The 18,255-nt window shown below is 75.6% G+C and carries 18 protein-coding genes; 7 read left to right on the top strand and 11 right to left on the bottom strand.

Annotated features, from left to right (window positions below):
* Nucleotides 1-39: 39 nt before the first annotated feature.
* The 8 genes from ACVJO7_RS07055 to ACVJO7_RS07020 form a co-directional block, all read right to left on the bottom strand.
* Complete coding sequence (locus ACVJO7_RS07055; protein WP_491672181.1) at nucleotides 40-2,211, bottom strand: zinc-dependent metalloprotease; 2,172 nt, start codon at nucleotides 2,209-2,211, stop codon at nucleotides 40-42.
* Entirely contained in the window at nucleotides 2,208-2,990 is a 783-nt protein-coding gene (locus ACVJO7_RS07050; RefSeq protein ID WP_491672180.1) for an ABC transporter ATP-binding protein, read from the bottom strand. Before ACVJO7_RS07050 ends, ACVJO7_RS07055 begins: the two co-directional genes overlap by 4 nt.
* A complete protein-coding gene (locus tag ACVJO7_RS07045; RefSeq protein WP_491672179.1) occupies nucleotides 2,987-4,777 on the bottom strand; it encodes a dipeptide/oligopeptide/nickel ABC transporter permease/ATP-binding protein in 1,791 nt (596 codons plus the stop codon). Before ACVJO7_RS07045 ends, ACVJO7_RS07050 begins: the two co-directional genes overlap by 4 nt.
* Entirely contained in the window at nucleotides 4,770-5,759 is a 990-nt protein-coding gene (locus ACVJO7_RS07040; protein ID WP_491672178.1) for an ABC transporter permease, read from the bottom strand. The genes ACVJO7_RS07045 and ACVJO7_RS07040 overlap by 8 nt, the downstream gene beginning before the upstream one ends.
* Nucleotides 5,756-7,321: an ABC transporter substrate-binding protein gene (locus ACVJO7_RS07035; protein ID WP_491672177.1), complete on the bottom strand. Its 1,566-nt coding sequence runs from the start codon at nucleotides 7,319-7,321 to the stop codon at nucleotides 5,756-5,758. The genes ACVJO7_RS07040 and ACVJO7_RS07035 overlap by 4 nt, the downstream gene beginning before the upstream one ends.
* Complete coding sequence (locus ACVJO7_RS07030) at nucleotides 7,318-8,319, bottom strand: Lrp/AsnC family transcriptional regulator (protein ID WP_491672176.1); 1,002 nt, start codon at nucleotides 8,317-8,319, stop codon at nucleotides 7,318-7,320. Before ACVJO7_RS07030 ends, ACVJO7_RS07035 begins: the two co-directional genes overlap by 4 nt.
* A gap of 84 nt (nucleotides 8,320-8,403) precedes the next feature.
* Nucleotides 8,404-8,910 (bottom strand): VOC family protein, encoded by a 507-nt coding sequence (locus ACVJO7_RS07025; RefSeq protein ID WP_491672175.1) that lies wholly within the window; start codon nucleotides 8,908-8,910, stop codon nucleotides 8,404-8,406.
* Between the two features lie 72 nt (nucleotides 8,911-8,982).
* Nucleotides 8,983-9,414: an Lrp/AsnC family transcriptional regulator gene (locus ACVJO7_RS07020; RefSeq protein WP_491672174.1), complete on the bottom strand. Its 432-nt coding sequence runs from the start codon at nucleotides 9,412-9,414 to the stop codon at nucleotides 8,983-8,985.
* 100 nt (nucleotides 9,415-9,514) lie between these two features.
* Between ACVJO7_RS07020 and ddaH the strand changes: the two genes are divergently transcribed.
* The gene (gene ddaH, locus ACVJO7_RS07015; protein ID WP_491672173.1) at nucleotides 9,515-10,318 is read left to right on the top strand and encodes a dimethylargininase; all 804 of its coding nucleotides are present in this window, start codon (nucleotides 9,515-9,517) and stop codon (nucleotides 10,316-10,318) included.
* Complete coding sequence (gene rocD, locus ACVJO7_RS07010; protein WP_491672172.1) at nucleotides 10,315-11,532, top strand: ornithine--oxo-acid transaminase; 1,218 nt, start codon at nucleotides 10,315-10,317, stop codon at nucleotides 11,530-11,532. Before ddaH ends, rocD begins: the two co-directional genes overlap by 4 nt.
* A 31-nt stretch (nucleotides 11,533-11,563) precedes the next feature.
* Here the strand turns inward: rocD and ACVJO7_RS07005 are convergent, their stop codons facing one another.
* The 3 genes from ACVJO7_RS07005 to ACVJO7_RS06995 are packed head-to-tail and all read right to left on the bottom strand — an operon-like array spanning nucleotide 11,564 to nucleotide 12,722.
* Nucleotides 11,564-11,731 (bottom strand): hypothetical protein, encoded by a 168-nt coding sequence (locus ACVJO7_RS07005; RefSeq protein WP_491672171.1) that lies wholly within the window; start codon nucleotides 11,729-11,731, stop codon nucleotides 11,564-11,566.
* Nucleotides 11,728-12,465 carry a serine hydrolase gene (locus tag ACVJO7_RS07000; protein ID WP_491672170.1) on the bottom strand — a complete coding sequence of 246 codons (738 nt, stop codon included), beginning with the start codon at nucleotides 12,463-12,465 and terminating at the stop codon, nucleotides 11,728-11,730. Before ACVJO7_RS07000 ends, ACVJO7_RS07005 begins: the two co-directional genes overlap by 4 nt.
* A 14-nt stretch (nucleotides 12,466-12,479) precedes the next feature.
* The gene (locus tag ACVJO7_RS06995) at nucleotides 12,480-12,722 is read right to left on the bottom strand and encodes a serine hydrolase (RefSeq protein ID WP_491672169.1); all 243 of its coding nucleotides are present in this window, start codon (nucleotides 12,720-12,722) and stop codon (nucleotides 12,480-12,482) included.
* 183 nt (nucleotides 12,723-12,905) lie between these two features.
* Between ACVJO7_RS06995 and ACVJO7_RS06990 the strand changes: the two genes are divergently transcribed.
* The 5 genes from ACVJO7_RS06990 (at nucleotide 12,906) to ACVJO7_RS06970 (ending at nucleotide 18,195) form a co-directional block, all read left to right on the top strand.
* Nucleotides 12,906-13,640 carry a phosphoglyceromutase gene (locus ACVJO7_RS06990; RefSeq protein ID WP_344026999.1) on the top strand — a complete coding sequence of 245 codons (735 nt, stop codon included), beginning with the start codon at nucleotides 12,906-12,908 and terminating at the stop codon, nucleotides 13,638-13,640.
* Between the two features lie 131 nt (nucleotides 13,641-13,771).
* Nucleotides 13,772-14,992 (top strand): sensor histidine kinase, encoded by a 1,221-nt coding sequence (locus ACVJO7_RS06985; RefSeq protein ID WP_491672168.1) that lies wholly within the window; start codon nucleotides 13,772-13,774, stop codon nucleotides 14,990-14,992.
* Between the two features lies 1 nt (nucleotide 14,993).
* Complete coding sequence (locus ACVJO7_RS06980) at nucleotides 14,994-15,683, top strand: winged helix-turn-helix domain-containing protein (RefSeq protein WP_344027003.1); 690 nt, start codon at nucleotides 14,994-14,996, stop codon at nucleotides 15,681-15,683.
* Nucleotides 15,684-15,739: 56 nt separating this feature from the next.
* Nucleotides 15,740-16,747 (top strand): Ppx/GppA phosphatase family protein, encoded by a 1,008-nt coding sequence (locus ACVJO7_RS06975; RefSeq protein ID WP_491672167.1) that lies wholly within the window; start codon nucleotides 15,740-15,742, stop codon nucleotides 16,745-16,747.
* Nucleotides 16,747-18,195 (top strand): Yip1 family protein, encoded by a 1,449-nt coding sequence (locus tag ACVJO7_RS06970; protein WP_491672166.1) that lies wholly within the window; start codon nucleotides 16,747-16,749, stop codon nucleotides 18,193-18,195. The genes ACVJO7_RS06975 and ACVJO7_RS06970 overlap by 1 nt, the downstream gene beginning before the upstream one ends.
* The last annotated feature ends 60 nt before the right edge of the window (nucleotides 18,196-18,255 follow it).

Genomic DNA, 18,255 nt, shown 5'->3' with positions numbered 1-18,255 from the left:
GCTCCTTCTCTCCTGGTGGGTCGGTCGTGCTCACCCGGTTCACAGTGGCGCCCCGGGCGGCGGCGCCGGCAGCTCGGCCGGGTGCTCGTGGGCGGCCCGTTCGATCGCCGCCCAGCGGGCCCGCACCGCGGCCCGCGTCGTGCCGCGCCACCACGGCCCGGCGGCGACCGTCTCGACGGCGGCGATCCGGGCGTGCTGGTACAGCGCGGGATCGGCGAGGGTGGTCTCGAACCGGCGGAGCAGGGTCCAGCCGACCGTCTCGGTGCACGGGTCGCCGGTGTCCGCGCCGAGCAGCCCGATCGCGTGGCCGGCGGTGACGGCGAGCAGCTCGGTGAGCACCGCGCGGTCGCCGGGGGCCTCGGCGACCCGGTTCAGCCGGGCCGGGGCGAGCAGCGGTCCGGCGACCACGTCGACGGCCGCGACGACGGCGGCGGTGGCGTCGAACGCGTCCGCGGTGCGCCGGGCGAACCGGCCGTCGCGGGCGGGCCGCCCGGCGGCCGGCCCGGGCAGCGGCCGGACGTGCGCGGGCACCCGGACCTGCCCGGGATCCAGCAGCGGGGCCAGCGCGGCGAGCGCGGCCAGCTGCTCGTCGTCGCCGACCGGGGTGACGGCGCCGTCGAACCCGGCGGTGGTGGTGTCGGCGTAGCGGCGGCGGGTGCCGCCGACCAGCTTCGCGACGGCGGTCGCCTGGTGCCGGTGCAGCAGCTGCAGCAGCAGGAACCGGCGTTCCAGCTCCTGCGGGTCGCTGCCCGGCGGCACCACGGCCGGGGAGAACCGGCGCAGCGCGGCGGACCGGACCGCGAGCACCTCGGCGAGCGCGCCGAGCGGTTCACCGGGCACGACCCAGGTGGCGCCGCAGGCGTCGGCGGCGTCGTCGGTCCGCGCGTCGGCGTCGGTGACCCAGGTCGGCGCGGTGTCCGGCGGCGGCTCCTGGCTGCCGCCGTAGAGCCGGGCCACCTGGTGGTGGTCCCACGGTCCCAGCTGCTCGGCGTAGGGGAGGTGGGCGACGGGGCGGTCGCCGTCGACGGTGAACCGCGGCGCCGGGTAGTCCATCACCGACGGCACGGAGTGGGTGTGTGAGGCGAAGTTGTGCGCGAAGCCGAGGCCGTGCCCGATCTCGTGTGCGGCGAGCTGCCGCAACCGGGCGGCGACGACGGCCTCGACGGCGGCCGGGCCGTCCGGCCCGCCGGTGTAGGGCGCGAGCACCGCCTCGGCGAGCGCGCGGACCTGCTCGATCCGGTGCGACCCGAGCCGGACGACGGCGCGCAGCACCTCCCCGGTCCGCGGGTCGAGCTGGGTGAGGCCCATCGACCAGCCGCGATCGGCCCGGTGCACCCAGTAGACGACGTTGCGGCGCGGATCGTCGAGATCGGCCCCGGCCGGCAGCGGCTCGACCCGGAACATCTCCGGCAGGCCGGCCGCGGCGAACGCCTCGGCCCAGCGGTTCCCGCCGGTGAGCACGGCGTCGCGCACCGCGTCCGGCATCGCCGGGTCCAGTGTGAACACGATCGGCCGGCCGGGCCGGAAGCGGGCGGCGAGGGTGACCGGGGCGTCCCGCAGGTGGATCCGGTCGTACCGGTGCACGGTCAGCCGGGCGGTCGCGCCGGAGCCGGGATCCAGCTCGACCGGCCGGTAGCTCGGTTCCGGCGGCGGGCGCAGGGTGACCTGCTGGTGCACGGTGACGGTGTCCGCCGGTGCGGGTGCCAGTGGCGGGTGCGGCGGGCCGAAGCGGGGCTGCGGCGCGTCCGGCTCGACCGGGCGGGGCACCCGGAAGGTGAGCGCGGCCTCGATCGCGGTCACCTCGCCGTAGCGGCGCACCGCGACCACCCGGGACAGCGCCGGAACCGGCTCGACCGCGGTCCCGGCCGCGACGGCGAGCCGGCGCGCGGCACCGACCAGATCGACCAGCCCGAGCGGGGCCGGATCGAACGCGCCGTCGCCGGCGGCCGGGCAGACGGCGAGGGTCGATCCGGCGAACGAGCGGTCGGCGGCCGACCGTTCCTCGGGTGTCGTCCCGGATCCGCCGTACGCGGTGTTCGCACAGACCACGGCGTGCCCGTCCGGTCCGGCCGGTGCGGTGCGGCAGAGCAGCGACGGGCCGATCTCGCCGCGGTCGAGCCCGGTGGCGGCCAGCCCGAGCCCGCCGACGACGGCGGTGTGCACGAGCAGATCGGTGCCGGTGGGCACAGCGGGCGGCACCGTGGGGCTCACCCGGCGCTCCCGGCGGCGGCCCGCCTGCGGCCGGGGACGGCGGTGAGCAGTGCGCGGGTGTGCTCGGCGACCGGGTCGGCGAACACCTCGGCGACCGGGCCGGTCTCGACCAGCCGGCCGTGGTGCAGCACGGCGACGTCGTCGCACACCTGCTCGATCACGGCCAGGTCGTGCGAGATGAACAGCACGGTGAGGCCGCGCTCGGCGCGCAGCCGGTCCAGCAGGTCGAGCACCCCGGCCTGCACCGAGACGTCCAGCGCGGAGGTGATCTCGTCGGCCACCACCAGGTCGGGCCGGGTGACCAGGGCGCGCGCGATCGCGATCCGCTGCCGCTGGCCGCCGGAGAACTGGTGCGGGTAGCGGTCGGCGGCGTCGGCCGGCAGGGCCACCTCGGCCAGCGCCTCGACGATCGCCGCGCGATGGGCGCGGACCCGGGCGCGGGCCGGGTCGAGGGCCTCGGCGAGGGTCTGCGCGACGGTGCGCCGCGGGTTCAGCGAGGAGTAGGGGTCCTGCGGGACGAGCTGCATCCGCCGCCGTTCCCGGCGGCCCAGGCCCGCGGTGTCCCGGCCGTCGAGCAGTACCCGGCCCGCGGCCGGGCGGATCGCGCCGAGGATCGTGCGGGCCAGCGTCGACTTGCCGGAGCCGGACTCGCCGACCAGGCCGACCGTGCGTCCGGTCCGCACCCGCAGGTCGATCCCGTGCAGCACCGGCACCGCCCGGGCGCCGCGGCCGAACCGGACGGACAGGTCCTCGACACGGAGCAGGTCCGGGCCGCTCACCGCTGCACCTGCCCGGCCGAGAGCCGGGGCACCGCGTCGAGCAGCATCCGGGTGTAGGGGTGCCGTGCCTCGCCGGCGCGCAGGGTGTCCCGGTCGAGCTCCTCCACGATCCTTCCCTCCTTCATCACCAGCACCCGGTCGCACAGCTCCTCGACGACGCCGAGATCGTGCGAGATGAACAGCACGGCGGCGCCGGTCTCGTCGCGGACCCGTTCGATCTCGCGCAGGATCCCGGCGGCGACGGTGGTGTCCAGCGCGGTGGTCGGTTCGTCGGCGATCAGCAGCGCCGGCCGGGCGGACAGCGCCGCGGCGATCATCGAGCGCTGCCGCATCCCGCCGGACAGCTCGTAGGGCCGGGCCCGCAGCAGCCGCTGCGGATCGACGATGTGCACCCGTTCCAGCAGCTCCGACATCTCCGCGGTGGCCCGGTCGCGGTCGTGGCCGCGGTGCACCCGCAGCACCGAGGTCAGCTGACCCGCCATCCGGCGGGTGGGCGAGAAGGTGGTGCCCGGATCCTGGTAGACGACGGCCGCGGCGTCGACCAGCTCGCGGGCGGACGGGGCGCCGAGCAGGTCGGTCCGGTCGATCCGCAGCTCCGCGGCCTCGGCGGTGAGCCCGTCGGGCAGCAGCCGGGCCAGCGACAGCGCGATGAGCGACTTCCCGCTGCCGGACTCGCCGACCAGCCCGAGCACCTCGCCGCGGCCGATGCCGAACGACACGCCGTCGACCAGCGCGGTGCCGTCCGGCCGCCGGACCCGCAGGTCCCGCACCGAGACCACGTGCGGATCGGCCGGATCGGCCGGGGCCGGGTCGGTCGGGGTGGCCGGGGTGCTCGCCGCCTGGTCGGCCGGGGCGGGGTCGGCCGGGGTGCCGGCACCGGCCGCCGCGGGGGGACCGGCGACCGCCCGCTGCGCACCCCCGCGCGGGGCCGCGGCACGCGGGTCGGCGGCGGCGGCCAGCCCGTCGCCGACGAGCATCGCGCCGACCGAGATCAGCACGATCATCAGGGTGGGCCCGACGACCTCGATCGGCCGGGTGTAGATCGCCGGCAGCCCGTCGGCGAGCAGCCGGCCCAGGTCGTAGTCGGGGGTCTGCACGCCGAGCCCCACGAACGACAGCGCGGACATCGCGACCAGCGCGGTGGAGAAGGTCGCGGCCAGCTGGATGAGCAGCGGCTCGGCGGTGTTCGGCAGCAGGTGCCGGGTGATCAGCGCCCGCCGGCCGACCCCGGCCATCCGGGCGGTGGTCACGTAGTCGCGCTGGTACACCGAGGCGGCGAGGTTGGCGGCGAGCCGGGCGATGGCCGGGATGTTCGCCAGCGCCACTGCGGTGACCAGCTGCCAGCGCCCGGCGCCGAGGATCGCCGCGATGACGATGGCGATGAGCAGCTCCGGATAGGACACGGTGATCTCGATGCCGCGCCGGACGAGCTCGCGGGCCCGCCGCGGCAGCGTCCACACGCCGATGCCGATCAGCACGCCCGCGGTGGTCGACACCGCGGTGGCGACCAGCGCCATGAGCAGGCTGGCCTCCGCCCCGATCAGCGCGCGGGCCAGCAGGTCGTGGCCGAAGTCGTCGGTGCCGAGCCAGTGCGCGGCCGAGGACGGCGCGGCGACGTCGGACCCGAGCCGTTCGGCGGCCGGGCGCAGGGTCAGCGACGCGACGGCGACGACCGCGACCGTCACCCCGAGGATCGCGGTGCCCGCGACCAGGGTGGGGGTCCAGCGCAGCCGCCGCGGCGCGACCGGCGCCGCAGGTGCGGCCGGGGTGGTCGTCGGGTCAGCCATGGTCGTCTCCTCGCACCCGCGGGTCGACGGTGCCCAGCACGACGTCGACCGCGGTCGTCATCAGGGCGGACAGCACGGCGAGCACCAGCACGATGCCCTGGATGAGCGGGTAGTCCTTGGTGGCGACGGCGTTGACCACGCCGAGGCCGAGCCCCGGCCAGCCGAACACGGTCTCCACGCTGATCGCGCCGCCGAGCATGCCGACCAGCACGATCCCGCTGAGCGTCAGCGTGCTGGTGAGCAGGTTCGGCAGCACGTAGCCGAGTGCGGTGCGGCCGGTGCCCAGCCGCCAGCCGCGTGCGGTCCGGACGAAGTCCCGTTCCAGCACCACCGCGGTCTCCCGGCGCACCACCCGGGAGATCAGGCAGATCGAGGGCAGGCTCAGCGCGAGTGCGGGCAGCAGGATCGACGCACCTGGGTTCGACCGGGTGTAGGCGGGTGGCAGCAGTTGCAGTGACACCGCGAAGACCAGCACCAGCAGGGTGGCCATCACGTACGGCGGGATCGCGGCGACGAACGCGGTGCCGTGCGAGAACGCGGTGTCCAGCCGGCGGCGCCGTCCGCCGCGGGTGAGTGCCCCGACGGCCATCCCGAGCGGGACGGCGACCAGGAGCACCACGATGAGCGCGAGCACCGACAGCGCCGCGGTGAAGGGCAGCCGCCGCAGCACCACCTCGGCGACCGGCGCGTTCAGCGAGAACGAGTGCCCGAGATCGCCGCGCAGCAGCCCGCCGAGGTAGGCGAGGAACTGCTCGGTCAGCGGGCGGTCCAGCCCGAGCTGGGCCCGGATCCGTTCGATCTGCTCGGTGGTGGCGTCCGGGCCCGCCGCGCTGACCGCCGGATCGCCGGGGATCAGCGGCACGATCACGAAGGTCAGCACGACCGCGATCACGACGGTCCCGGCGAGCCCGCCGAGCCTGCGCAGCGCGAACGGGCCCCAGGAGGCGCCGTCCCGGCGGCGGGTGGGCGTCGCGGCGGTCACGGCGCACCCACCCGCAGCGTGGCCAGGTCGACGTAGTCGTCGAACACCGACACGGTGACGTCCGGGCCGGTCACGAAGGTGTTCGGGTTGCCGGCCAGCGGCACCACGTCGGTGCGCTCGAACAGGGTCTCCTGGGCCCGCTGGAACGCGGCGCAGCGACCGGCGTCGTCGGCGGCGGCGAGGCCGGCGGCCAGCGCCGCCTCGCCCTCAGGATTGACCGAGGCGCTGTAGTTGCGCCCGCCGTCCTCGACGCCGGTGCCGATCACCCGGTCCAGCGAGGCGCTGATCGCGCCGACCGCGTTGAGGTCGCCGAGGAACACCATGTCCCAGTCGGCGCCCCCCTCGGCGATCGTGGACCAGAACGTGGCGTTGTCGACCTTGTCCATCCGTACCTCCGCACCGGCGTCCCGGACCGCCTGGAACAGGTAGTCGGCGCCGCCGCTGAACTGTCGGTTCGCCGTGTTTCCGATGATCGTGATCGGGCCCGCACCGGTGAGCGCGGCGGCCGCGGCCGCCGGGTCGTGCGGTTGCAGCAGCGACCGGTCGGTGCTGGTGCAGGCGAAGCTGGCCGGGGTGACCGAGGTCAGCAGCTCCGCGGTGCCCTTGCTGAACACCTGGTTGAACGCCCGCTGGTCGATCGCCGCGGCGACCCCGCGGCGCAGGTCCGGCCGGTCGGCGAACACCCGCCCGGGGCGCTGGTTGAACACCACGTACGCGGTCGACGAGGTCACCCGGTACTGGTGCAGGTCGGGCTGCGCGGCGAACCGAGCGACGGCGGCCGGATCGGCGAACTGGCCGAGATCGAGGTCGCCGGCCAGGATCTGGTTGGCGACCGTGGACTGGTCGGTGGTGATGCCGGCCTCGATCCGGCGCGGCGGGGTGCCGCGCAGCGGTTCGGCGAACTCCGGCCAGGCGTCGTAGCCGGGCCGCAGGTCGAAGGCGTAGGAGAGCCCCTGCTGGGCCTGCGCGAGCACGTACGGCCCGGAGTAGGCGCCGGGCACGGTGCCGGCGTCGAGCCCCTCGGGATCGGCGATCCCGGCCGGGCAGACGATCCCGGCCTGGGCGATCGCCAGGCCCTGCGGGAGCGTGGTGAACGGCTCGGAGAGGGTGACCTGCACCCGTCCGGCGGCGTCGTCGGCGGTGACCTGCACGTCGCCCGGCCCGAACACCAGGTTCTTCCAGGTGGATCCCAGCTGCGGATCGGCCAGCCGGGCGAGCGACCCGGCGACCACCGACGCGGTGATCGGGGTGCCGTCCGCGCAGTCGGCGCCGGACCGGATGTCGAAGGTGTACGACGCGGCCGACTCGCTGCTCCAGCCGGTGGCGAGCCCGCCGACCAGCTGCCCGCCGTCGTCGCGGCGGAGCAGGGTGTCGTAGAGCAGTCCGGCGACCTGGAAGGTCTGCTGGCCCTGCGCCTGGGCGGGATCGAAGCCGGACGGGTCGCTGTTGAGGACGGTGCGGACGGTGCCGGTCTCGGCGGGTCCCGCGGCCGGGCCGGCGCAGCCGGCGAGCAGCGTGGCGCCGAGCGCGAGCGCCCCGGCGAGCCGGGCCGGGCGCCTCACGGCAGGACCTTCCCGTCCGGCCCGAGCCGCAGCCAGGCCCGTTTCAGGGTGTGCGCCTGCAGCGTCATGTCCGCGGAGTGCACGCCGGGCAGCGCGCCGACCACCCGGGTCAGGTACTCGTAGAGGTCGCCGTAGCCGGGCAGCGAGCCGTGCAGGCAGAGATTGAACCGGCCGGTCGTCGCGCTGACGTAGCGGGTGGACGGCTCCTTCGCGAGCCGCCTGCCGACCTCCTCCAGCTCGGCCGGCTCGACGGCCAGCCACTGCAGGAAGTTCACGTCGAAGCCGAGCACCGGCGGCTCGAACATGGTGCGGAAGCGCAGGCAGCCGCGGGCGACCAGGGACTCGACCCGGCGGGCGGCGGTGGACTCGCCGATCCCGGTGTGCGCGGCGATCCGGGAGTAGGTGGCGCGGCCGTCCCTGGCGAGCAGCCGGGCGATCGCGAACTCCTGCTCGGTGAGCTGCTCGGTCTGCTGCCAGCGGGTGTGCTCGGGGATCGCGGCGGCCGGGCGCAGCGCGGCGACCGCGGCCGCGTCGAGCAGCCCGGTGTCCCACTCCTCGAAGGCGAGGAACTTCCGGACGACGACCATCGACTCGGTCTCGGCGATGTCGTCCGGCCGGGGCAGCTCGTCGACCAGCACGGTCGCGACGTCCTCGTGCCGGCGGACGACGATCTCGGCCGCGACGTCCGCGCTGCCGGACAGCACGGTGGCGAACCGGGTGACCGGCAGGTCGGCGAGCGCGGCGGCGACCGCGTTCGCCCGGCCCGGCCGGCAGCGCACCCGCAGCAGCAGCGAGATGCCGAGCCCGCAGCGCAGGTCGTCGAGCAGGCCGGTCACCTTGACGGTGCGGGACTCCAGCAGCTGCTGGCCGCGCCGGGCCACGGTCGTCTCGGGCGCGCCGATGGCCTCGGCGACCGCGGTCCACGACGCGCGGCCGTTGGCCTGCAAGGCGGCGACGATCCGGCGGTCCAGCTCGTCGAGCTTGGCGAAATCACCCACGAGCTTACTCTGTGGTGGGGGATATCTCCAAGTCAACCGTCAGCGATGGTGGAAACCACCGCTTAACCCGGGGTCATCTGCACGCTACGCCGGGACGGACACGCCGATCCCGCCCGGGGTGTCCGCGCCGTAGCGGGCGATCTCGGCGGGCAGGTCGAGCCGGTCGGTGCGCATGTCGGTGTCGTCGCCGAGCAGTGCGGCGGGCACCAGCCAGCACACCTCGAACTCCAGCCCGTCCGGGTCGTGCGCGTAGAGCGCCTTGGTGGAGCCGTGATCGGAGGTGCCGACCAGGGCGCCGGCCCCGCGCAGCCGCTGCTCGACGGCGGCCAGTTCGCCGAGGGTGTCGACCTCCCAGGCCAGGTGGTACAGCCCGACGGTGGACCGGCCGGCCTGCGAGGCCCCGGCCCGGTCGCCGATCGCGAACACGGCGAGATCGTGGTCGTTGGTCGAGCCGGCCGCCTGCAGGAAGGCGCCGCGCCCGCCGGGGAGCTCGACGACCGTGCGGAAGCCGAGCACGTCGCGGTAGAAGGCGACGCTGCGGGCGGCGTCGCGGACGTAGAGCACGGCGTGGTTGAGACGCTGGACGGGCATGGTCGCTCCCAAGAAGTTGAACTCTCAACTTGAACGGTACGCCCGGGGGTCCGGAAGTTCAACGGGTGTGGCTCAGCGTGACACCAGCCAGGTGAGCACCACCGCCGACCGGGTGTGGTCGACGTTCGGCGCCATCCGCAGCCGCTCCAGCGCGTCCTCCAGCGAGCGGACGTCGCGGGAGCGGAGCAGCACCAGCGCGTCCGCCTCGCCGGTGATCGTCCCGGCGGTGACCACCTCGGGCACCGCCGACAGCATCCGCTGCAGCTCGCCGGGGGCGACCGTGCCCCGGCAGAACAGCTCGACGTAGGCGGCGACGCCGGGGTCGCCGTCGGCGTCCGGTGCCACCTCGACGGTGAAGCCGCGGATGATCCCGCGCTCGGTGAGCCGGTCCACCCGGCGGCGCACCGCCGACGCCGACAGCCCGATCCGCGCGCCGAGCTCGGCCCAGCCGGCCCGGCCGTCCACCCGCAACAGGTCCAGCAGCCGCCGGTCGGTCTCGTCCACGGCGTCAGACGCTAGCCCCGTGCGCGAGATCGGTACAGAACGCTCCGATCGTGCGCGGTATGGTGGGAAACGCACGGTGTCGGCGCGACACGATGTGCGCATGACCGTCTCGGTGCTGATGTGCCCGCCCACCCACTTCACGGTGAGCTACCGGATCAACCCGTGGATGCGCCCGGACCAGCCGACCGACGCCGCCCTGGCGCTGGCGCAGTGGCGCAACCTGCGCGCCGCCTACTGCGATCTCGGGTTCGACGTGGCGCTGATCGATCCGCTGCCCGGCCTGCCGGACATGGTCTACGCCGCCAACGGCGGCACGGTGATCGACGGGATCGCGCTCACCGCCCGGTTCCGGCACGCCGAGCGGGCCGCCGAGGGCCCCGCCTACGGCGCCTGGTTCGGCTCGGCCGGCCTCGACGTCCGCGAGGCCGTGCACGTCAACGAGGGCGAGGGCGACCTGCTGGCGGTCGGCGACACGATCTACGCCGGCACCGGGTTCCGGACCGATCCGCGGGCGCACGACGAGGCCGCCCGCGTGTTCGGCCGCGAGGTCGTCGGGCTGCGGCTGATCGACCCGCGCTACTACCACCTGGACACCGCGTTCGCCGTGCTCGACCCGACGGGCGGGCCCGGCTCGGTGGCCTACCTGCCGTCCGCGTTCGACGACGCCGCCCAGGAGGTCCTGCGGTTCCGCTTCCCGGACGCGGTGATCGTCTCCGAGCCGGACGCCGCGGTGCTCGGGCTCAACTGCTTCTCCGACGGCCGCACCGTGGTGCACGCCCCGCAGGCCGAGAAGTTCGCCGCCGAGCTCGCCGAGCGCGGCTTCGGCACGGTCGGCATCGACACCTCCGAGCTGCGCCGCGGCGGCGGCGGGATCAAGTGCGCCACCCTGGAGATCCGGCGATGACCGCCCTCGCGGGCCGGACCGACGAGCAGATCGCGCTGGCCGACCGGTACGGCGTCGCCACCTACGCGCCGCTGCCCGTCGTGCTGTCCGAGGGGCACGGCGCCTGGGTCACCGACGTCGACGGCAACCGCTACCTCGACGCGCTCGCCGGCTACTCGGCGCTGAACTTCGGGCACCGGCACCCGGCGCTGCTCGCCGCCGCGCACCGCCAGCTCGACACCCTCACCCTCACCGCGCGGGCGTTCCACAACGACCGGCTGCCGGCCTTCCAGCGCGATCTCGCCGAGCTCACCGGCACCGGCGCCGTGCTCCCGATGAACACCGGCGCCGAGGCCGTCGAGTCCGCGATCAAGGTCGCCAGGGCCTGGGGGTACCGGGTCCGCGGGGTGCCCGACGGGCGGGCCCGGATCGTCGTCGCCGGCGGCAACTTCCACGGCCGGACGACGACCATCGTCGGCTTCTCCGACGACGCCGCCGCCCGCGACGGCTTCGGCCCGTTCGCACCCGGGTTCGATCGCGTCCCCTACGGCGACGCCACCGCGCTGGCCGCCGCGCTCACCGACGACACGGTCGCCGTGCTGGTCGAGCCGGTGCAGGGCGAGGCCGGGGTGGTCCTGCCGCCGACCGGCTACCTGGCCGAGGTGCGCAGGCTCACCGAGCAGCGCGACGTGCTGCTGATCTGCGACGAGATCCAGTCCGGGCTCGGCCGGGCCGGCGCCACCCTGTGCACCGGCCTGTTCGGCGTCGAGGCCGACCTCTACACCCTCGGCAAGGCGCTCGGCGGCGGGATCCTGCCGGTCAGTGCCGTCGTCGGGCGGCGCGACGTGCTCGGCGTGCTGCGCCCCGGTGAGCACGGCTCCACCTTCGGCGGGAACCCGCTCGCCGCCGCGGTCGGCTCCGCGGTGTGCGGGCTGCTCGCCGACGGCTCGTTCCAGGGCGTCGCCCGCGCGCACGGCGCCCGCCTGGGGGAGCGGTTGCGCGCCCTGCCCGGGCTCACCGCGGTGCGCGGGATCGGGCTCTGGTTCGGCTGCGACGTCGATCCCGCGATCGGCACCGGCCGCGAGGTGTGCGTGGAGCTGGCCCGCCGTGGGGTGCTGGCGAAGGAGACCCACGGCGCCACCGTCCGGCTGTCGCCGCCGCTGGTGGTGACCCACGAGGAGATCGACCTGCTCGCCGACACCCTGGGCGCCGTGCTCCGGGACCTGGCCGGCTGACCGCCCGGCCGGACGGTGGCGGGGCGGTGGCTCAGACCGGCCAGGCCCAGGTCACCAGCACCGCCTGGGGCGCGGCGCCCACCACGAGCGCGAGCAGGGCCGTCCACCAGCACCCCGGCCACCAGGACCGGGCCGACGACGGCCCGGTCGGACCACCAGGGGGCCGGCACCAGCGTCTGCTCCAGCATCGCGCGGTCACCGCGCAGCAGGTGCACCTCGCCACCGTCGGCGCGGACCCCGGCGATGCAGCCGGCCGGATCGCACCACCGGTTCCCCGGGGCCGGGGCGTAGCGCCGGTCCCCGATGACCAGATCGTCGCCGTCGCGGCCGACCACGACCCGCGACGACAGCGTCCGCAGCGCCCGTTCCGGGCCCCGGTCGGCGAACAGCCGCTCCTGGAACACCCCCAACCGGGTCCACCACCCGGGGCTGCTCCGGCCAGGGCCCCGGCAGCGCCTCGTACCCGTGCGGCGGGCGGACCGCGGTGGCCAGCGCCTCGGACACGACCGGAACCGGGATCCGGCCGTCGTCGGCGACCAGGGCGTGCAGCAGCGCCGCGGCGTCGGCGGCCGACCAGGTCAGCCCGGCCGCCGGCCGTTCGTGCACGGCGGGCCACGGCGCGGCGGACCAGCCGTCGCCGTCCGCGACCACCGGCACGACCGCCGCCGACGCGGGATCGGCCGGGAAGTCCGCGGTCGTCGCACCGGCCGGACCGAGGACCAGGGCCCGGGCCGCCTCGGCGAACGGCAGCCCGGTCGCCCGTTCGATCGCCGCGCCGAGCAGCGCGTGGCCCGCGAGCGGCGAGTAGTGCAGGCCGGCCCCGGCCGGGCGGTCGAGCACGGGTGGCTGCTCCCGGAGCCACGGCCCGAGCAGCGGGGCCACGCCGCCGGGGCCGCCCGGTGGATCGGGATGCATCAGGAGGGGCTCGGTCAACCCGGAGTGGTGGGTCAGCAGGTGACGCCGTCGTGGGGCAGCCGCAACGCCGTCAGCGCGGTCACGACCTCGGACAGCGATGCGACCGGCAGCGGCGAACCGGTGGTCAGCGGAGCAGGGCCGCCGGTGTCCCCCCACGCCCGGAGGAGCAGCGGACCGTCGGCGTCGACGACGGCCACCACCGCACCCGGTGTGCTGCGCCCGACGTGGGCCGCGGCGAGCCGCTCGACGCGCCCGGCCAGATCGCCGGCGTCCACGGCTGCCGACGGCCCGCCGGGCGCGCCTGCCGGTCGGGGAACGCGACGGTCACGACAGCGCGGTCCGGGCGAAACGGTCGGAACGGTCGGTGGCGTCCGGGACGGTACCGGGGGAACGTGCGGGTGGACACGTTCGGTGCGCGGCGGGAGGACCTCACCGCGCGCGGGTGGCAGGCTGGGCCCATGCCGACCCTCGTACTGTTGCGCCACGGCCAGAGCGACTGGAACGCGAAGAACCTGTTCACCGGGTGGGTGGACGTGCCGCTCTCCCCGCAGGGCGAGGCGGAGGCCCGCCGCGGCGGCGAGCTCCTGAAGGAGGCCGGCGTCGCCCCCGACGTCGTGCACACCTCGCTGCTGCGCCGCGCGATCTCCACCGCCAATCTCGCGCTGGACGCCGCCGACCGGCACTGGATCCCGGTCCGCCGCGACTGGCGGCTCAACGAGCGCCACTACGGCGCCCTGCAGGGCAAGGACAAGAAGCAGACCCTGGAGGAGTACGGCGAGGAGCAGTTCATGCTCTGGCGCCGCTCGTACGACACCCCGCCGCCGCCGATCGAGAAGGGCTCCGAGTTCTCCCAGGACGCCGACCCGCGCTACGCCGGCGTCGACGCGCCGCTCACCGAGTGCCTCGCCGACGTCGTCGACCGGTTCCTGCCGTACTGGACCGAGGCCGTAGTGCCCGACCTTCGGGACGGCAAGGTCGTGCTGCTCGCCGCGCACGGCAACTCGCTGCGGGCGCTCGTCAAGTACCTGGACGGCATCTCCGACGCCGACATCGCCGGCCTCAACATCCCCACCGGCATCCCGCTGGTCTACGACCTCGACGACGACCTGTCGCCGACCGTCCCGGGCGGGCGTTACCTCGATCCGGCGGCGGCGCAGGAGGCGATCGCCGGGGTGGCGAACCAGGGCCGCTGAGGCCGCGGGCGGGGGCGCCCGTGAACCCGCGGTGAACGCGGGCCGAACACTGTCGCCCGGCCGGGTCGCGGGCGTCACCTTCGCGGGTCGGCGCTGGCCAGAGGGCACCCCCGCTTGCCTACCATGCAGCCGTGACCACGCTCGCGTGGCTGATCGCGGCCGCCGCGCTCGGCCTGGGCCTGCTGGCCGGGTTCGCGCTCGCGCGACGGTCCTCGCACGGCCGCCCCGACCACGATCCCGATCCGGAGCTCCGCCCGCGGGGCGCGGAGCCGGGCGGCCCGACGCTCGGCGAGCTGCTGCACCGCACCTTCCGCGCGTCATCGTCGGGGCTGGCCGTGGTCGGCGCCGGCGGCGAGGTGCTGCTGCACAATCCGCGGGCCGGCACGCTCGGCGCGGTCACCGGCGACCGGCTCGACCCGCGGGCCTGGGCGGCCTGCCAGCGGGTGCTGGCCGGTGACCGGCTGGTCGAGGTCGACCTCTCGCCGCTGGACCGCACGCCGCGCGGGCCGGTCGAGGTGCAGGCCCGGATCCGCCCGCTGGGCGACGGCTTCGCGCTGGTCGAGTCGGTCGACACCTCCGAGATCGCCCGGCTGGAGGCGACCCGCCGGGACTTCGTCGCGAACGTCAGCCACGAGCTCAAGACCCCGGTCGGCGCCGTCGCGCTGCTGGCCGAGGCACTGCTCGACTCGCTGGACGGCCTGGAGCCCGCGGCCGGCTCCGGTGAGGACGCCGCCGAGGTCCGCCGGTTCGGCGAGAAGCTGCTCCTCGAGGCGACCCGGATGGGCAACCTGGTGTCCGAGCTGATCGCACTGTCCCGGCTGACCGGCGCCGAGCGGCTGCCCGAGCTGGCCGCGGTCGAGGTCGACGACGTCGTCGGCGAGGCGCTCGCCCGCAGCCGCAACTCGGCCGAGGCGCACGGCGTCGAGATCATCGCCGACGCGCCGTCCGGGCTGGTCGTCGACGGCGACCGGACGCTGCTCGTCACCGCACTGACCAATCTGGTCGAGAACGCGATCGCCTACTCGCCCGCCGACTCGTCGGTGTCGGTGAGCCGGCGCGCGGTCGACGGCTCGGTCGAGATCGCCGTCACCGATCGCGGGATCGGCATCGCCCCCGAGCACCAGCAGCGGGTGTTCGAACGGTTCTTCCGGGTCGACCCGGCCCGCTCCCGGGCCACCGGCGGGACCGGTCTCGGCCTGGCGATCGTCAAGCACGTCTGCGCCAACCACGGCGGCGAGGTGCGGCTGTGGAGCCGCCCGGGCACCGGATCGACCTTCACCGTGCGGCTGCCCGCGCGGCTCGGGATCCCCGGCGCCGAGCTCGCCCCCCAGACCGCGACAACCGGAGGATGAGATGACCAGGGTGCTGATCGTGGAGGACGAGGAGTCCTTCGCCGACCCGCTCGCGTTCATGCTGCGCAAGGAGGGCTTCACCACGGCGGTCGCGGTGAACGGCAACGACGCGCTGTCCGAGTTCGACCGCAACGGCGCCGACATCGTGCTGCTCGACCTCATGCTCCCCGGCATGAGCGGCACCGACGTGTGCAAGGCGCTGCGCTCCCGCTCCGCCGTCCCGGTGATCATGGTGACCGCCCGGGACAGCGAGATCGACAAGGTGGTCGGGCTGGAGCTGGGCGCCGACGACTACGTCACCAAGCCCTACTCGGCGCGCGAGCTGATCGCCCGGGTGCGCGCCGTGCTGCGGCGCGGCGGCGAGGGCGCCGGCGAGGCCGAGGGCGGCAGCGGCGTGCTCGAGTCCGGTCCGGTCCGGATGGACGTCGAGCGGCACGTCGTGTCGGTGAACGGCGACGAGGTGGCGCTCCCGCTCAAGGAGTTCGACCTGCTCGAGTACCTGCTCCGCAACGTCGGCCGGGTGCTCACCAGGGCCCAGCTGATCGACCGGGTGTGGGGCGCCGACTACGTCGGCGACACCAAGACCCTCGACGTCCACGTGAAGCGGTTGCGCTCCAAGGTGGAGGACGACCCGTCCAACCCGAAGCACCTGGTGACGGTGCGCGGGCTCGGTTACAAGTTCGACGTGTAACGATAGCGAGCCATGGGGTTGCCCGGCCGTCGATAACGGCTCGGTAACCTGTGCGCGTGCGACTGGCCGTCCTCGACGTGGGTTCCAACACCGTTCACCTGCTGGTGGTGGACGCCCACCGTGGTGCCCATCCCAAGCCGATGTCCTCCGACAAGGACCAGCTCCGGCTGGCCGAGCACCTCGACCGCCGGGGCGCGTTGAGCAAGGAGGGGGTCAAGGCGCTGCTGGAGAGCGTGCACCGGGCCCGGGACACCGCGCGCGAGGCGGGCTGCGACGACCTGATGGCCTTCGCCACCTCCGCGCTGCGCGACGCCACCAACTCGGCCGAGGTGCTGGCGAAGGTGCAGCGGGAGACCGGCGTGGTGCTGGAGGTGCTGCCCGGCGAGGACGAGGCCCGCTGGACCTTCCTCGCCGTCCGCCGCTGGTGCGGCTGGTCCGCCGGGCGGCTGCTGGTGCTCGACATCGGCGGCGGCTCGCTGGAGCTGGCCGTCGGCCGCGACGAGACCCCGGACGTCGCCGCCTCGGTGCCGCTCGGAGCCGGCCGGCTGACCCGGGAGGCGTTCACCTCCGATCCGCCGTCGCGGGCCGAGGTGGCCGCGCTGACCGAGCGGGTCCGCGACGAGATCGCCCCGGTCGCCGGGCGGCTGCGCGAGGCGGGCCGGCCGGACCGGGCCGTCGGGACGTCGAAGACCTTCCGGACGCTCGCCCGGCTCGCCGGCGCGGCGCCGTCCAGCGCCGGGCCGCGCGCGCACCGCACCCTCACCGCGCTCGGGCTGCGCCAGCTCTCCGCGTTCATCACCCGGATGTCCGGGCCGGACCTCGCCGAGCTGGACGGCGTGAGCGCCAGCCGGGCGCACCAGCTGGTCGCCGGCGCGATCGTCGCCCAGGCCGCGATGGACGCGCTGGGTGTCACCGAGCTCGACATCTGCCCCTGGGCGTTGCGCGAGGGCGTGATCCTGCGCCGCTTCGACATGCTCGACGGAACGAACGGGGACGACCGCTCGGCGCAGACTTCCGCGGACGGACTTGGACCCTTGACAACACACAGGGCACGGTGGTCGTGATGAGTGTGGACAGCGCGGGATTCGGAGAGCCTCGCCAGCGGACGGTCGCCGAGCTGCTGGCGGCGAACGGCGGCTCCCAGACCGGGCGCCGCCGCCGTCGCCGTGCCTCGGAGGACGACGAGCCGGGCGGCGCCCCGGCGCCGGGGCCGGCAGTCGGCGCGCCGCCGGCACCCCCCGAGCAGGGGCCGCCGCGCGGGGCCGCGGGCGGGGACCGGATGCGTCCGCCCGCACCGCTCGCCGAGCACCCGTCGTTCCCGCCGGCCCGCCGGCCGGACCCGGTGGAGGGCGGCCGGCCCGGCGCCCCCGGCGGACGGCGGCCCGATCCGTTCGTGCCGAACGGGAACGCACCCAACGGCAGCGGCGGACCGAACGGGCACCCGCCGCAGGGCTTCGTCCCGGGCGGTCCCGGCCACCGGCCGAACGGGCACACCCCCGAGCCGCACCCCGGGAACCGGCCGAACGGCCATGTTCCGAACGGGCACGCCCCGAACGGGCACGCCCCCGATCTGCACCGTGGCGGCCCGCCGCCCGGGTACGCCGGCCCGAACGGCGCAGGCCGCCCGGAGGAGGTGTACGGCAGGCCCGGCCGCACCGACGACGGCCCGCCGCCGCACGGCCGCCCGCAGGGCTTCGCCGGGCGCCCCGACGAGGACCGGGGCGGCCCGCCGCCGAACGGCTACCCGGACACCCAGGGCCACCCGGACACCGACTCCTTCGGCGGCTACCCGGACGAGATCCCGACCAGCAGGCTGGGCGCCCGCCGCCCGGTCGTCGACCCGGACGACGACGGCGGCCCGCCCACCCAGTTCGGCGCACCGCCGCTGGACGACGACGAGTCGCCGACCGGTCGCGCCCGGGCCCGCCAGGCCCCGGTCGGCGGCCCGGTGGATGACGGCCCGCCGACCGGTGCCTACGACCCGTTCGCCGACGACCGGGAGGCCGGCTTCGACGGCGGCCGCACCGGCGTGCTCGCCCCGGAACGCCCGGACGACCCGCAACCGTGGGACGACTGCCCCGAGGAGCACGACCGGTTCGCCCCCGGACACGAGGACCGGACCGGCGCCGACGCCCCGGGCGGCCGGCGCGGCAGGCGTCGCGGCCCGGCCGACGACGACGATGCCGGCGATCCCGACGGCGCCGAGCCGCCGGCCGGTCTGGACGACGCGGCCGCCGCCGGCGCCGCGGGCACCGGCCAGGCGTGGGCGGTGGTGATCGCGCAGTGGATCGGCGGCGCCGTCGCCGGTGCCGCGATCTGGGTGCTGTTCCGGTTCCTCTGGTTCTCGTTCCCGATCGTCGCGCTGGCCTCGGCGGTGGTGCTCACCGTCGGCCTGGTGCTCGGCGTGCGGGCCCTGCTGCGCAACGACGACCTGAAGACCACCCTGTTCGCGGTCCTCGTCGGCCTGCTGCTGACGGTGTCCCCGGCGCTCCTGGTGCTCCTGGACCGGTAACGATGAGCGACGGAGATGCGACTCCACGAATTGTGGCACCCTATTTCCGTCCGCGCGCAC

This window comes from Pseudonocardia sp. DxW, from assembly GCF_058448985.1.
Note: the sequence above shows the minus strand (reverse complement) of the source record. Positions and strands in the feature narration are given on the sequence as shown.